We start from the raw sequence: 12829 nt of genomic DNA, 5'->3' as shown, positions 1-12829 counted from the left end.
CACCATTGTCTGGGCGGTCAGAGCGCAAAGCGGCGCAATCGCGATCTTGGTTTTCGATGTCAAACCAATCGCTGACCAAAAGCTGACCAGCCCGTCAAGCTCGTGGCAAGGTTTTGGCCAGCACGTCAGCAAACTGCATGTTTCGAGGCTTTTCCGCAGCAAAAAAGCCGTCTCCCGAACAGTTGGGAGACGGCTGTCATAGGAAAAATCAATTACAGATGGACATCGGGATCGAGCATTTGAGCACTCACGCGCATGGATGACGCCAGGTTTTGGAACGTTTCCAAACGCAGACTGTCGATCTGCCCGGCGTCCTCGGCCTCGCGAACGGCACAACCCGGCTCATGGGTATGCGTGCAATCGCCAAACCGGCACGCGCGCGATGCCTCGACAATCTCGGGGAAGGCGCGCGCCAGACCCCGCTCGTGACCCACGAGCGGTAGGCTGCGCAGGCCCGGGGCATCGGCGATCACGCCGGCGTCGCCCGGCAGTGCCACCATCACGCGCGCGACGGTAGTGTGACGGCCCTGGTCGTCGCGTTCGCGCACACCGCCGGTCGCCAACGTATCGTGGCCCAGCAGCGCATTGAGCAGCGTCGACTTGCCGGCACCCGACTCGCCCAGAATCATGGCGCAGCTCCCGGCAGGCACGCAGGAACGAACCTCGTCCAGGCCGCGCCCCTCGGCAGAGGACGTCACGATCACGCGCACGTCCGGACCCACCAGGCGGCGCACGCGGTCCAGATCGCGCTCGAGCTCCTCGGCATCGCAGCGGTCAGCTTTGGTGAGCACCACCACCGGCTCGGCATCGCAGTCGAGCGCCAACACCAGCGAGCGCGCCACGCGGTCGAGCAGCACCTCGCCGGCACCGAGCGCCTGCACGATTAGCACGCTATCCACGTTGGAGCAGAGCACCTGACGCTCTCCGCGGGCACGGCCGCGCCAACGCTCAAAGCTCGTACGGCGCGGCAGCACGCACTCAATCACACCCATATCGTGCCCGGGAGCGCGGCGCACCGCCACACGATCGCCCACAGCGGGCAGCAGGACCTCGTCCTCGCCGCGCGACTTGGCAAACCCCACGGCATGCTCGGCGCGGAAGATATCGTCGGCAGTCGCCACCAGCGGAAACCCGCGATCCAAGCGCACCACGGCACCCAGCCGCATCTGCTCGGGCTCCTCAGCATGTGCGCAAAAGTCGTCAAATGCCGCCTGCTGAGCCCCATCGACCGGCAGGTCATCAAACGCCGGAACGTCCTGCAGCGCGTCAAGCCCCGGTACGCTCGCCAACAACTCCTCGGCAGACGCGGGGGCCTCGGTCGCAAGCTTCCGACGACGATCGCGCTTAGCCCGCGCCCCCGTCGTCTTTTTCTTCGCCTTAGCCTTAGCCTTGCCCACAAGCGCCTCCCAGCACCACAAATCACAACTGAGCAGGTATTTTAAATCAAAAAGAGCTGGCCGGGCAAAGCCCGACCAGCTCACAAACTTTCCCTCAGCCCTTTTCATCCGCACGGGAGAAAAGCCAGCAAGGATACCGCAGGGCCCGCCCGCCGGGAGGGGTTTCCTAAGGGCACATCCCGCAGCCGCAAAGCGGCGAGGACGTGCCCGTGGAAACCCCGCAGGCGGTCGGGCCCGGGCAGGAACGTTACTCTTTTTCGACCGCGCGCATGATCGCCTTGTAGATCTCCATCAGCGGGATGATCAGGAAGGCCAGGCCCAGCGCGGCAAGAACGCCCTTGAGCTCAAGCGTCACAGGGCCAAAGAACATCTCGGCAAGCGTCGGCTGCACGGTCACGATCACCGTCAGCACCAGTGCCAGCGCGGCGGAAGCCCACAGCCACTTGTTCTGCTTCTTCATGGTGAACAGCGACGCACGACGGCTGCGCATATTGAAGCAGTGGAAAATCTCGACCATGTTGAGCGTGATGAACGCCATCATCACGCCTTCCTCGTCGGCATTGCCGGCGATCATATCGGAGATGTGGATGTAGCCCATGTCAAAGTACACGCCCACAAAGAAGCTCGCCAGCACCAGCGCAGTGATAATCAGGCCCTGGACCACACAGTCCAGGCCCATATGTCCGGCAAAGACACCGTCCTTGGCGTTGCGCGGCTTGCGCTTCATGATGTCGCCCTCGGCGTCCTCCATGCCCAGCGCGAGCGCGGGGAAACAGTCGGTGACCAGGTTCACCCACAGCAGCTGTACCGGCTGGAAGATGGTAAAGCCGATGAGCGTGGCGATAAACACCGAGAACACCTCGGCAAGGTTAGCCGAAAGCAGGAACTGGATGACCTTGCGGATGTTGTCGTAGATACGACGGCCCTCTTCGCAGGCACCGATGATGGTGGCGAAGTTGTCGTCGGCGAGTACCATGTCGGCGACGTTCTTGGTGACGTCGGTACCAGTGATACCCATACCGACGCCGATGTCGGCGCGCTTGATGGACGGGGCGTCATTGACGCCGTCGCCCGTCATGGCGACGATCTGGTCGCGCGACTTCCAAGCCTCGACGATGCGGGTCTTGTGCTCGGGCTGGACACGGGCGTACACGCCGTAATCCTCGATGTGCGCGTCGAGCTCCTCGTCGCTCATGCGATCGAGGTCGGCACCGGTAATGGCCTGGCTGCGATCGGCGACGATGCCAAGCTGCTTGGCGATGGCCACGGCGGTGTCGATGTGGTCGCCCGTGATCATGACGGTGCGGATGCCGGCGTCGTGCGCCTCGCGGATAGCGTCGGCCACCTCGGGACGGACCGGGTCGATCATGCCGGACAGGCCGCAGAAGACCAGGTCATGCTCGAGCGCGGCGGGGCTGCAGTCGGCCGGGACCTCGGTGTAGGTGCGGCTTGCCAGCGCCAGCACGCGCAGGGCCTCGTCGGCCATGGCCTTGTTGGCGGCCACGAGCTCGGCACGACGCTCCTCGGTCAGCGGAACGACCTTGTCGCCGTCGTAGATATGGGTACACAGGCCGATCACCACGTCGGGCGCGCCCTTGGTGTACTGCTCGTACTCGCCGTCCAGGGTCTCGACGACCACGGACATCATCTTGCGGCCCGAGTCGAACGGGGCCTCACCCACACGCGGGTGCTCGGCGGTCAGGCCGGTGAGCCCCGCCTTGCCGGCGTCGTTGACGAGTGCACACTCGGTCGGCTCACCCACGGCCTCGCCCAGCTCCTCGTCCCACTGGGCGTCGGAGCACAGAGCCATGCCGGCCAGGAACTTCTCCTCAGGCGCGGCGAGCTCGTGCTTGACGACGGTCATCTTGTTCTGGGTGAGAGTACCGGTCTTGTCGGAGCAGATGGTCTGCGTGCAGCCAAGGGTCTCGACGGCGGAGAGCTTGCGGATAATCGCCTGACGTTTGGCCATCTTGGTCACGCCAAGCGACAGCACGATGGTCACGACGGCAACCAGGCCCTCGGGGATGGCGGCGACGGCAAGCGAGACAGCGACCATAAAGGTGTCGAGCAGCGCGGTCGGGTCGGTGAGAACGTTGCCCACGCCGTGGCGGAGGATGTCGACGCCAAAGATGACGATGCAGATGACGATAACCATGATGGTGAGGATACGGCTGAGCTCGGCAAGCTTCACCTGCAGCGGCGTGAGCTCCTCCTTGGCCTCGGCAAGAGCGCCGGCGATCTTGCCCATCTCGGTATTCATGCCGGTGCCAACCACGACGGCGCGGCCGCGGCCGTATACCACGGTGGAACCCATGTAACACATGTTCTTGCGGTCGCCGAGCGGCACGTCGTCGGTGCCGGCGGCGAGCTCAATGACGTTGGCATGCTTCTCGACGGGCACGGACTCGCCGGTAAGGGCGGCCTCTTCGATCTTCATCGTGGCGCTCTCGAGCACGCGGCAGTCGGCCGGGACGGAGTCGCCCGCCTCGAGCATGATCACGTCACCGGGCACGAGCTCGGCGCTCGGCAGGTGCACGAGCTTGCCGTCGCGCAGCACCTTGGACTGCGCCGCGCTCATCTCCTGCAGGGCCTCGAGGGCCTCCTCGCTCTTAGCTTCCTGGACCACGCCCAGCACCGAGTTGATGATAACGACGAACATGATGATGGCGACATCGGCAAAGTCGGGCTCGCCCTTGACCATGCCCGTGAGCGCGCTGATGACGGCGGCAACGATCAGCATGATGACCATGGGGTCTGCCATCTGCTCAAAGAAGCGCTTCCACAGCGGTGTCTTCTCGGCTTCCTCAAGCTTGTTAGGGCCTGTCTTGGCGAGGCGCGACGACGCCTCGCCGGTGCTCAGGCCGAGGTTCTCATCGACACCTTGGTCGCTGAGCACCTCCGCCGCAGCGGACAGGTATTCCTTTTGCATATAGAGTCCCCTCCTGGGATTCGGGCCACTCAGCAGATTGATGCCCGATCATAATTCCCAGGAGAAGGGCAAGGGCTCATCAAGGCTGCCGTGCTGAGCGGCAGTTGATAGTGGAGCTATGGTACCCCAAAGCGACCCGTCTAGCCAAAACAATCCATTTGGAAATATGGTCCATAAGCAACGATGCAGACCGTATGATGCTCAACATTGATAAAACGTTTTTTCTTTGGCGCATCGTCAAACTGAAATATCGCCCAGATAGCAGCGGTTAGAACGGTTGGTAAAGTTTTTGCATATACCGTTTTTCCGCAAAAAATGAACTTCTAATTCGGCATACGGTCGATTTTTGGGGGTATTCGGTCGTCATTTCGTTATAATCAACTAAGTTTTATTTCTTATGGTTTATCTATCAGCGCAAGACGATGTCAGATGGAGGTCTGAATGTACAAGCGCACTAAGATTGTATGCACCATGGGTCCCGCCTGCGATAGCGACGAGACCATCCGCGAGATGATCAAGGCGGGCATGAACGTCGCCCGTTTTAACTTCTCGCACGGCTCCTACGACGAGCACCACGGTCGCATCGAGCGCGTCCGTCGTATTTCCAAGGAGCTCGGTATGCCCGTCGGCATCCTGCTCGACACCAAGGGCCCCGAGGTCCGCACCGGCCTTCTGGTCGATGGCAAGAAGGTTGCCGTCAAGACCGGCGATAAGATCGTCGTCACCGCTCAGCCCACGTCCGAGGATTTCCACGGCACCGCTGAGCACATCTCCCTCGACTACCTGGCTCTGCCCTCCGAGGTCGAGAAGGGCTCCCTTATCCTGATCGATGACGGTCTGGTTGCCCTCGAGGTCGAGTCCGTCGACGGCCAGGACATGACCTGCGTCGTCAAGAATGACGGCCTGATCGGCGAGCGCAAGGGCGTCAACATGCCCAACGTCAACATCTCGCTGCCCGCTATCACCGAGCGCGATCGTCAGGACATCCTCTTTGGCCTGACCGAGAACATCGACTACATCGCCGCTTCCTTCATCCGTGACGGCGAGTCCGTCCGCGGCATCCGCGAGCTTTGCCGCGAGAACGGTGGCGAGCACGTGACGATCTTCCCGAAGATCGAGTGCGCCCTGGGCGTCGAGAACTTCGACGAGATCCTCGAGGCTTCCGACGGCATCATGGTCGCCCGTGGCGACCTGGGCATCGAGATCAAGCCCGAGCTCGTTCCGCACATCCAGAAGGAGATCATCGCCAAGTGCAACGCGGCCTATAAGCCCGTTATCACCGCTACGCAGATGCTCGACTCCATGCAGCAGAACCCGCGCCCGACGCGCGCCGAGGTTGCCGACGTTGCTAACGCCATCTACGACGGCACCGACGCCGTTATGCTCTCTGGCGAGTCCGCTGCCGGTAAGTACCCGGTCGAGGCCGTTAAGATGCAGGCCAGCATTGCTCTCGAGACTGAGAAGTACCTCCCGGCTCACGCTCCGCTCGAGGTTCCGGCTGACGCCCACGGCACCCGCGTCGTCAACAACGTTGTGGGTATGTCCGCTGTGAACATGGCTACCACCGTTGGCGCCAAGTGCATCACCGTGCCGACGACCACCGGTCGTACCGCTCGCCTGATCTCGCACTTCCGTCCCAACATGCCGATCTGCGCGTTCTCCCGCCACGAGTGGGCCGTCCAGCAGATGATTATGTACTGGGGCGTTATCCCGCACCAGGCCGAGATTACCCAGGGCACCGTCAACGGCACGATCGTCAAGGCGATCGAGACCGCTAAGGAGCTCGGCTACGTTGAGGCCGGCGATCTGACCGTCGCCACCGCCGGCGACCCCCGCATGAGCGTCCAGCTCGAGGACAAGGTCTCCTCGACCAACGTCGCTTACGTCGCTCAGGTGCGCTAAATCGTACTTGCAAGCACACTTGCATTGCAAAGGGCCCGGAAGGCATTGCCTTCCGGGCCCTTTTTTAAGACCTTCTCCATATGCCGCTTCATCGATTTGCGTTCAGTCGCAAGCCTCTCCGATGCCGAGCGCACCACCGAAGATGCCCTGCGACGGGAGCCGTTGGTCAATTGGGATGAACTGTTCGCCGTCAAGCCGGCCGGCTAGCAGCTAGCGATCAGAGGGACTGCGGGGACGTCAGAAGCGGCAACGCGAGCCGCAAAGCCCGCCTCGGTCAGCTCGATCACCTCGGTAAACGTCGCGTCGAAGAACTCCTCGGTCAGCAGGCGGTATGGCGGATGGTCGGGCTCACCGGGGTTTTCACGTACAATCTCGTGCATGACGCCGATGGTCTTGAGCACGTACTCTTTATGGATGGGATACTGCCCAAAACGCGTCGCAGCGGTATAGAGGCGATCGGTCGCGCGCGGAATTGAAACAATGCCGAGCGTCTTGCCAAACCAGTCAAAGTCGCCTTGCTTTTTAATGCGGAATTCCTCGCACGGCTTGCCGCCGTGCGCCTCCAGGTACTGATTCACACGCGTATTCCATACGGTATCGGCCACCAGATGCGACCAAACGCCCAGCGTCAGATCGAGCAGCGACTGCGCCACGTCATCGGGCGCGAGCGAAAGCTCGCTAGCACCGGGACCGGCGACCGGCTCGGCGTCCTTGTAACGTTGGGGATAATGCACCCGATTGAGTCGCTCGCGCTCCTCGACAATCGAGGTCGCGGCAGCTGGCGCACCGGTGGGCGAACTTTTAAGCAACGGTGCCACATAGGTATCCCAGAACTCATGCTCACGAGGCTTAGGGATAGGCTCGGGCTTTGCAAAGTGCGTAATGCGGTACGGGATGGGATCGGCGATGCCAGGGACCATATAGCCCACGAAGATATCCGGAACCACGCAGCCAAACAAAAAGGCATTGCGGTCGCGCACGCTATTGGCAAGCGCACCGGTGCGCTCCAGCAAACGCTCCGTCTGAGCGATATGAATGTTCCAGCTTGGCATAGCCACCCCCATAAAAACCTGGATAACTATACCATCACGGCAAAGCCGCGCGGGCGGCTACGCACGCTCCACGCAGCAACTATTCCACAACGCCGCTCTCGGTTCCATACGACGATACCGGCGCCTCGACCACATGGTGATATCGATCGATAAAGATTGCACGGGCACCCAGGCGTCGTACCAAATCCTGATGGTGCGTGCTCATCAAGACCGTCTTACCGGCAGCAACATAGGCCAGTAGAAAGTTGACCACGATGTCGCAAGAGTCCTCGTCAAGTCCGTTGGTAGGCTCGTCGAGCACCAGGATATCCGGGTTCATCGACACGACGGCAGCCAGCGCCACGCGCTTCTTTTGCCCGCCCGAAAGCTGATAGGGCGAGGCATCGACCAGATCGGCAACCTGGAACAGCTCCATGGCGTCGCGGACGCGACGCTCGAGCTCGTCTGCCGGCAGCCCCATTTGAGCCGGGCCAAACGCGACCTCCTCGCCCACCGTGGCGCAAAAGAGCTGCGCATCGGCATTCTGGAACACAAAGCCCACGCGCTGATGGAACCGCTGGGCCGTCGCGGAATCCTTGAGATATGCCGCATCGACCGCATGCCCGTCAAACAGATACGCACCCGCGTCCACAAGTTCAAGGCCGTTGATAAGGCGCATGATCGTCGTCTTGCCGCAGCCGTTGGGACCGAGCAGAGCAACGAGCTCCCCACGGTTCACCTGCAATGAAATGCCGTCGATCACCGTATGACCCGCATAGGAAAACAGCACGTCGCGAAACTCGATGATCGGCGTGACCTCGGTGCCGGCAGCACCGCTCGCACCCATCGCGTTATTCGTATCGTTTGCCAAAACGTCGCCCTTCCCTACTCACATCGACGGTTCGACCGTCCGCGCTACAGCACCGCGCACAACACGGCGAGCAACGCAACGCCGGCCGCGTAAACCGCATCGCGCCAGCCAAAGCCGCTCCGTGCAGGCGCCGGATACACGCCGGCGAAGCCGCGGCACAGCATGGCCTCGTCCATCGCGCGGCTGCATTCCATCGCCTTGATAAACGTCATGCCCATGATACCCGCCAGCGAGTCGGTACGCGAAAAACCCGCGGGCGCGGAACCGACGCTGCGCAGCATGACCGATTCGCACAGATCGTGCGCCGTGCGTCCCAGCACCTCGATATGCTTGAGTGCCATATCAAACGTAAAGATAACCTCGTCGGGCAGGTGCAGCATTTTGAGCGCCGCCGACATGCGGCTCCAGGTAAGCGTCCACGAAACACCCAGCACCAGCGACACATTAATAAACGTCTTGAGCGCGATCTTGAGCATGGCGCCCGTGGCAGACGCGCCCAGCAGCAGGGCAGGCAGTGCCAGAACCACGGCAAGCCCCGTGGCGCCGAGCGCCGGTACAAAGGTCGCACGCAGCCCGCGTGCGGGGCGCACCGCGACCAGCACCAACGCGATTGCCGCCATCAGCATCAGGTACAGCGGACTCTGCGTCAGGCACACGCACAGGACGCAGACGAACATCCCCACCAGGCGCACCGGAGCCGAAACGCAAGAAAGGGCGCGGTCGACCATCGACCCGCCCTCGTGCGCGCCTCCACCCAGGCGAACCCGCTCAAGCAGGCTCGCCAGGTGCAGGACATTCTTTTGCATCACACGATGCCGAGCCCCCGCGGGCTCGTAACGCTGCTCGGTCGCAAGCCAGCTAGGCAGCTCGGCTATTGCCATGAGCACCGCTTTCCTTGACCGTCAGCGAGATCAGACGGAATGCGATGGTGAGCACCGCCACGCCAATCACGCCGGACAGGATATACATGGCAGCCTGACCGGCAAAGCCAAGACCCTGCTCCTCGGAATAAGCCTGCAGGTAATCACCCGTGGGCAGCGCGTCGGCAAAGGTCGGGGTATCGAGGCCGACCGAAGCCTGCAGGCTGTCATCGCCAGCCTCCTGAACGGCGGTCGCGGCGCCCTCGGCGTCCCACTCACCCCAGGCGTCACCGGTGGCAAGCAAGCCCAGCGGCGTGGCCACCACGAGCACGGCGACCAAAATGAGCGTGGGGACCAGCGAGGTCTTCTTGGCAGCAGCGCCCTCGGCAGCAAGCTGGCCATCGACGGCCTCGGGCCCGACGATAATGCTCGGCGCCGTCTTCTTAATGAAACCGTAGATGGCGGCCGTCGCCACGCCCTCGATCACACCGGCAACCAGCATATGCGGGATCAACATGGCCGGAATAGCCACGGACAGCGGGAAGGGGCAGTACAGCGGAGCGCCCGAAGCGTTGGTGAAGAGCATCGGCTGAATACCGAACTCGACCGCCGCGCACAGGGCCGCCAGGCACAGGCCAACCCAGCCGCTCACGATGGCAGAAACCGAGGTGCCCCAGCTCTTGTCGTGCAGACGGCTGTTGAGCGCACGAAACACGATAGCAGCGACAAACGGCAGCACAAAGGCCATGTTAAAGCAGTTGGCGCCAAACGACAGAACGCCGCCGTCGCCAAATAGCAGCGCCTGCAGCGCCAGCGCGACCGAGACAGCGATAGCCGCGGCCTCGGGGCCCAGCAGCAGCGCGATGAGCGCGCCGCCGACGGCGTGACCTGTGGTGCCGCCGGGCAGCGGCACGTTGAACATCATGAGCAAGAAGGAGAATGCGGCGCAGATGCCCAGGAACGCCATATGCTCGCGATCGAGCGTGGCACGCACCTTCTTGATGCAGTGAACCCAAACGGGCACCATCGCCACCGCCATGACGGCATCGGTCTGCGGGGACAGATAGTTATCTGGAATGTGCATGTACGCCTCCCGGTTGTCGGCGCACAGAATTGCAACGCCGCTTAAATCACCTTGACAGTGTTACGTATTGTCAAATTCGTAACACGACGCGGGCTATCATAGCAAAACGGCGCACTGCCGACAAAGCAGCACGCCGTTATGTAATGCGCGTGTCATATATACAGGCTCAACGGTGCCTCATACCGAGCATAGCGGTCACGTAGGACTCGGCGGCAGCCACCGCCGACCCATATCCCAGTGCAGGACCTACCCGCGGACCTCGCCGTTTACGCCCTTGCACACCTTGGTGACGATCTTCTGGTGTGCTTTTTCGACCTCTTCGCTGGTGAGTGTGTGGTCGTCGGAGCGATACGTAAGCGCAAAGGCCATGGACTTCTTGCCCACGCCCACGCGGACCGGGTCGCGGTAGACGTCGAACAGGCGCACGCCCTCGAGCAGCTTGCCACCGGCGCTGGTAATGCGGCGCTCAAGATCCTCGCAGGTCACGGAGTTATCGACCACGATAGCCAGGTCGTGCTCAACAGCCGGATACTGCGAGAACTCGCGGTAGTTCTCCTGGTTGCGAGCGCCCTTGATCAGCTTGTCCAGATCGAGCTCAAAGGCAACGACGACCTCATCGATGCCCATCGCCTCGCGCGCCTCGGGGTGAATCTCGCCGACCCAGCCCAGCACGGTGCCGCCGGACAGGACCTCGGCGGCGCGACCCGGCTGCAGGAAGGCATAGCCCTCGCCCTCGACGGGACGGAAGCGAACCTTCTCGATGCGCAGCTGGGCGAGCAGCTCCTCGACGATGCCCTTGCCAAAGAAGAAACGCAGCTTACGGTACTTCATGCTCCAAGACTGCTCGCTCCACTGGCCCGAGAGCACACCCGCCACGGACTTGGTCTCCTTGGGTAGGCTGGCGTTCTCGCGGCCGTGGAACAGGCTGCCGACCTCGTACAGGTGCACGTTGGGCGTGCCGTGGGCCTCGTTATAGGCCACAGACTGCAGCAGGCCCGGCAGCAGCGAGCGGCGCATCTCGGTCTGCTCGGCCACCAGCGGGTTCATGAGCACCACGGGGCAGCCGCGGCCCTCGGTGGACATGCCGATCTTCTCCAGGTCGCCCGGGGCGGCAAAGCCAAAGGTCGTGGTCTCGTTGAGGCCACAGGCGCGCAGGATCTCGCCGACCTTGCGGGTAAGCTTCTGCTCGCGCGTCAGACCGCCGATGTGGTTCTTGGCAGCCGGGATGGTCGCCGTGACGCGACCCATGCCCCACAGGCGCAGGACCTCCTCGATCAGGTCAATCTCGCGCGGCAGGTCGGGACGGAAGCTCGGCGGGGTGACCATAAAGTCCTCGCCGTCGCGCTCGACGGTGCAGCCCAGGCGGGTGAGCGAGCGCTCGATAAAGTCGGGCTCGATGTCGGCGCCGCAGATGGCGTGCACGCGGGCCAAGCGCAGCTTGATGCTGTCGATGGTCTTGGGCGCGGGGAACACGTCCACATAGCCGGGGGCGACCTCGCCGCCGGCGATCTGCTCGATGAGCGCGCAGGTAACGTTGGCGACATCCACGCAGCCGGTCTCGTCGACCTGGCGCTCAAAGCGAATGGAGGCGTCGGAGATCAGCGACAGGTCGCGGCTGGTGTGCGAGGTGCGACCGGCGTTGAAGCAGGCGCTCTCGACCATCACGTCGACGGTGTCGTCCTCGATCTCGGAATCCATGCCGCCCATAACGCCGGCCAACGCCACGGGACGCTCGCCGTCGGTGATAAGGCCCATGCCGGCGTCGAGCGTGCGCTCCTCGCCGTCAAGGGTCGTGAACTTCTCGTCCTGCTGGGCGGCGCGAACCACCACGCGGCGATGACCATCGCGCTCGGCAAAGGTAGACAGGTCAAAGGCGTGCAGCGGCTGACCGGTGAGCATCATCACATAGTTGGTGATGTCGACGATGTTGTTGTGCGGGCGCACGCCCAGGGCGTTGAGGCGCTTGACCATCCAGTCGGGCGACGGGCCGACCTTCACGTTGCGCACGATGCGGGCGACGTAGCGGTCGCACAGGCCTTCGTCGGCAATCTCGACCGAAAGCTCGTCGTCAGTCGCGCGGCCGGTCTCGGCCTTGATGGCGGGCAGCTCAACGTGGAAATCGCGATCGAAGATGGCACCGGTCTCGCGGGCCATGCCGATCATGGACAGGCAGTCGGGGCGGTTGGGCGTGATCTCGCAGTCGAGCACGGTGTCGCTCGAGCCCACATACTCGGCAAACGGCATGCCGCAGGGCGTATCCTCGGGCAGGATCATAATGCCGGAGTGGTCGCCGCCCAGACCGAGCTCGCGCGCAGAGCAGTTCATGCCCATGGACACGACGCCGCGAAGCTTGCTCTTCTTGATCTTGACGTCGCCGGGAAGCACAGCGCCGATCATTGCCGTGACGATGTGGTCGCCAGCCTCGAAGTTCTGCGCGCCGCAGACGATCTGCAGCGGGGCGGGGTTGCCGTCGGCGTCGAGATTCTTGTCGCCCACGTCGACCGAGCACACATACATATGGTCGCTATCGGGGTGCGGGGTCTTGGTAAGAACCTTGGCAGTCACCACGTGGCCGAAGGACTCGCCCACGGTGTCGATCGCCTCGACCTCGGTGCCGGTACGGATGTATTCGTCCGAAAGGGTCTTGGGATCCTCCGGAATATCGATCATGGTCTTGAGCCAGTCGTAAGAAACGCGCATCTAACTGGTCTCCTTTCATAAATGCGGCTTTGAGCCGGAAACTGCAACTAAGAAG

At 62.7% G+C, this 12829-nt stretch carries 8 protein-coding genes; 1 reads left to right on the top strand and 7 read right to left on the bottom strand.

The genetic code is table 11. The features are described 5' to 3' along the window. Nucleotides 1-212 precede the first annotated feature (212 nt). Both rsgA and GPK39_RS08960 read right to left on the bottom strand, forming a co-directional pair. A complete protein-coding gene (gene rsgA / locus GPK39_RS08965; protein ID WP_215675161.1) occupies nt 213-1166 on the bottom strand; it encodes a ribosome small subunit-dependent GTPase A in 954 nt (317 codons plus the stop codon). Between the two features lie 478 nt (nt 1167-1644). Further along, nucleotides 1645-4326, bottom strand: coding sequence for a cation-translocating P-type ATPase (locus GPK39_RS08960; protein WP_215675124.1), 2682 nt, complete (start codon nt 4324-4326; stop codon nt 1645-1647). Between the two features lie 441 nt (nt 4327-4767). Between GPK39_RS08960 and pyk the strand changes: the two genes are divergently transcribed. Continuing rightward, nucleotides 4768-6228 (top strand): pyruvate kinase, encoded by a 1461-nt coding sequence (pyk, locus tag GPK39_RS08955; protein ID WP_099432613.1) that lies wholly within the window; start codon nt 4768-4770, stop codon nt 6226-6228. 203 nt (nt 6229-6431) lie between these two features. On the opposite strand, the gene GPK39_RS08950 is transcribed toward pyk, so the two are convergent. From GPK39_RS08950 to pheT, 5 genes are all read right to left on the bottom strand, one after another. Further along, nucleotides 6432-7280 (bottom strand): hypothetical protein, encoded by an 849-nt coding sequence (locus GPK39_RS08950; protein ID WP_252204859.1) that lies wholly within the window; start codon nt 7278-7280, stop codon nt 6432-6434. A 79-nt stretch (nt 7281-7359) separates the two neighbouring features. Beyond that, nucleotides 7360-8130 carry an energy-coupling factor ABC transporter ATP-binding protein gene (locus GPK39_RS08945; protein WP_052044000.1) on the bottom strand — a complete coding sequence of 257 codons (771 nt, stop codon included), beginning with the start codon at nt 8128-8130 and terminating at the stop codon, nt 7360-7362. A gap of 44 nt (nt 8131-8174) precedes the next feature. Beyond that, on the bottom strand, nt 8175-9011 hold the full coding sequence (locus tag GPK39_RS08940; RefSeq protein ID WP_035136805.1) for an energy-coupling factor transporter transmembrane component T family protein: 837 nt from the start codon (nt 9009-9011) through the stop codon (nt 8175-8177). Then, complete coding sequence (cbiM, locus tag GPK39_RS08935) at nt 8989-10074, bottom strand: cobalt transporter CbiM (RefSeq protein ID WP_035136804.1); 1086 nt, start codon at nt 10072-10074, stop codon at nt 8989-8991. Before cbiM ends, GPK39_RS08940 begins: the two co-directional genes overlap by 23 nt. 246 nt (nt 10075-10320) lie before the next feature. Beyond that, on the bottom strand, nt 10321-12774 hold the full coding sequence (pheT, locus tag GPK39_RS08930) for a phenylalanine--tRNA ligase subunit beta (protein WP_215675120.1): 2454 nt from the start codon (nt 12772-12774) through the stop codon (nt 10321-10323). Nucleotides 12775-12829: the final 55 nt, after the last annotated feature.

This window comes from Collinsella aerofaciens, from assembly GCF_018785245.1.
GTDB lineage: Bacteria > Actinomycetota > Coriobacteriia > Coriobacteriales > Coriobacteriaceae > Collinsella > Collinsella aerofaciens_AD.
Note: the sequence above shows the minus strand (reverse complement) of the source record. Positions and strands in the feature narration are given on the sequence as shown.

What these genes read in the sequence shown, in the direction of transcription:
- GPK39_RS08950 (WP_252204859.1), bottom strand. Translation starts at nt 7,280, where the DNA reads ATGCCAAGCTGGAACATTCATATCGCTCAGACGGAGCGTTTGCTGGAG.
- pyk (WP_099432613.1), top strand. Translation starts at nt 4,768, where the DNA reads ATGTACAAGCGCACTAAGATTGTATGCACCATGGGTCCCGCCTGCGAT.
- GPK39_RS08960 (WP_215675124.1), bottom strand. Translation starts at nt 4,326, where the DNA reads ATGCAAAAGGAATACCTGTCCGCTGCGGCGGAGGTGCTCAGCGACCAA.
- GPK39_RS08940 (WP_035136805.1), bottom strand. Translation starts at nt 9,011, where the DNA reads ATGGCAATAGCCGAGCTGCCTAGCTGGCTTGCGACCGAGCAGCGTTAC.
- pheT (WP_215675120.1), bottom strand. Translation starts at nt 12,774, where the DNA reads ATGCGCGTTTCTTACGACTGGCTCAAGACCATGATCGATATTCCGGAG.
- cbiM (WP_035136804.1), bottom strand. Translation starts at nt 10,074, where the DNA reads ATGCACATTCCAGATAACTATCTGTCCCCGCAGACCGATGCCGTCATG.
- rsgA (WP_215675161.1), bottom strand. Translation starts at nt 1,166, where the DNA reads ATGCGGCTGGGTGCCGTGGTGCGCTTGGATCGCGGGTTTCCGCTGGTG.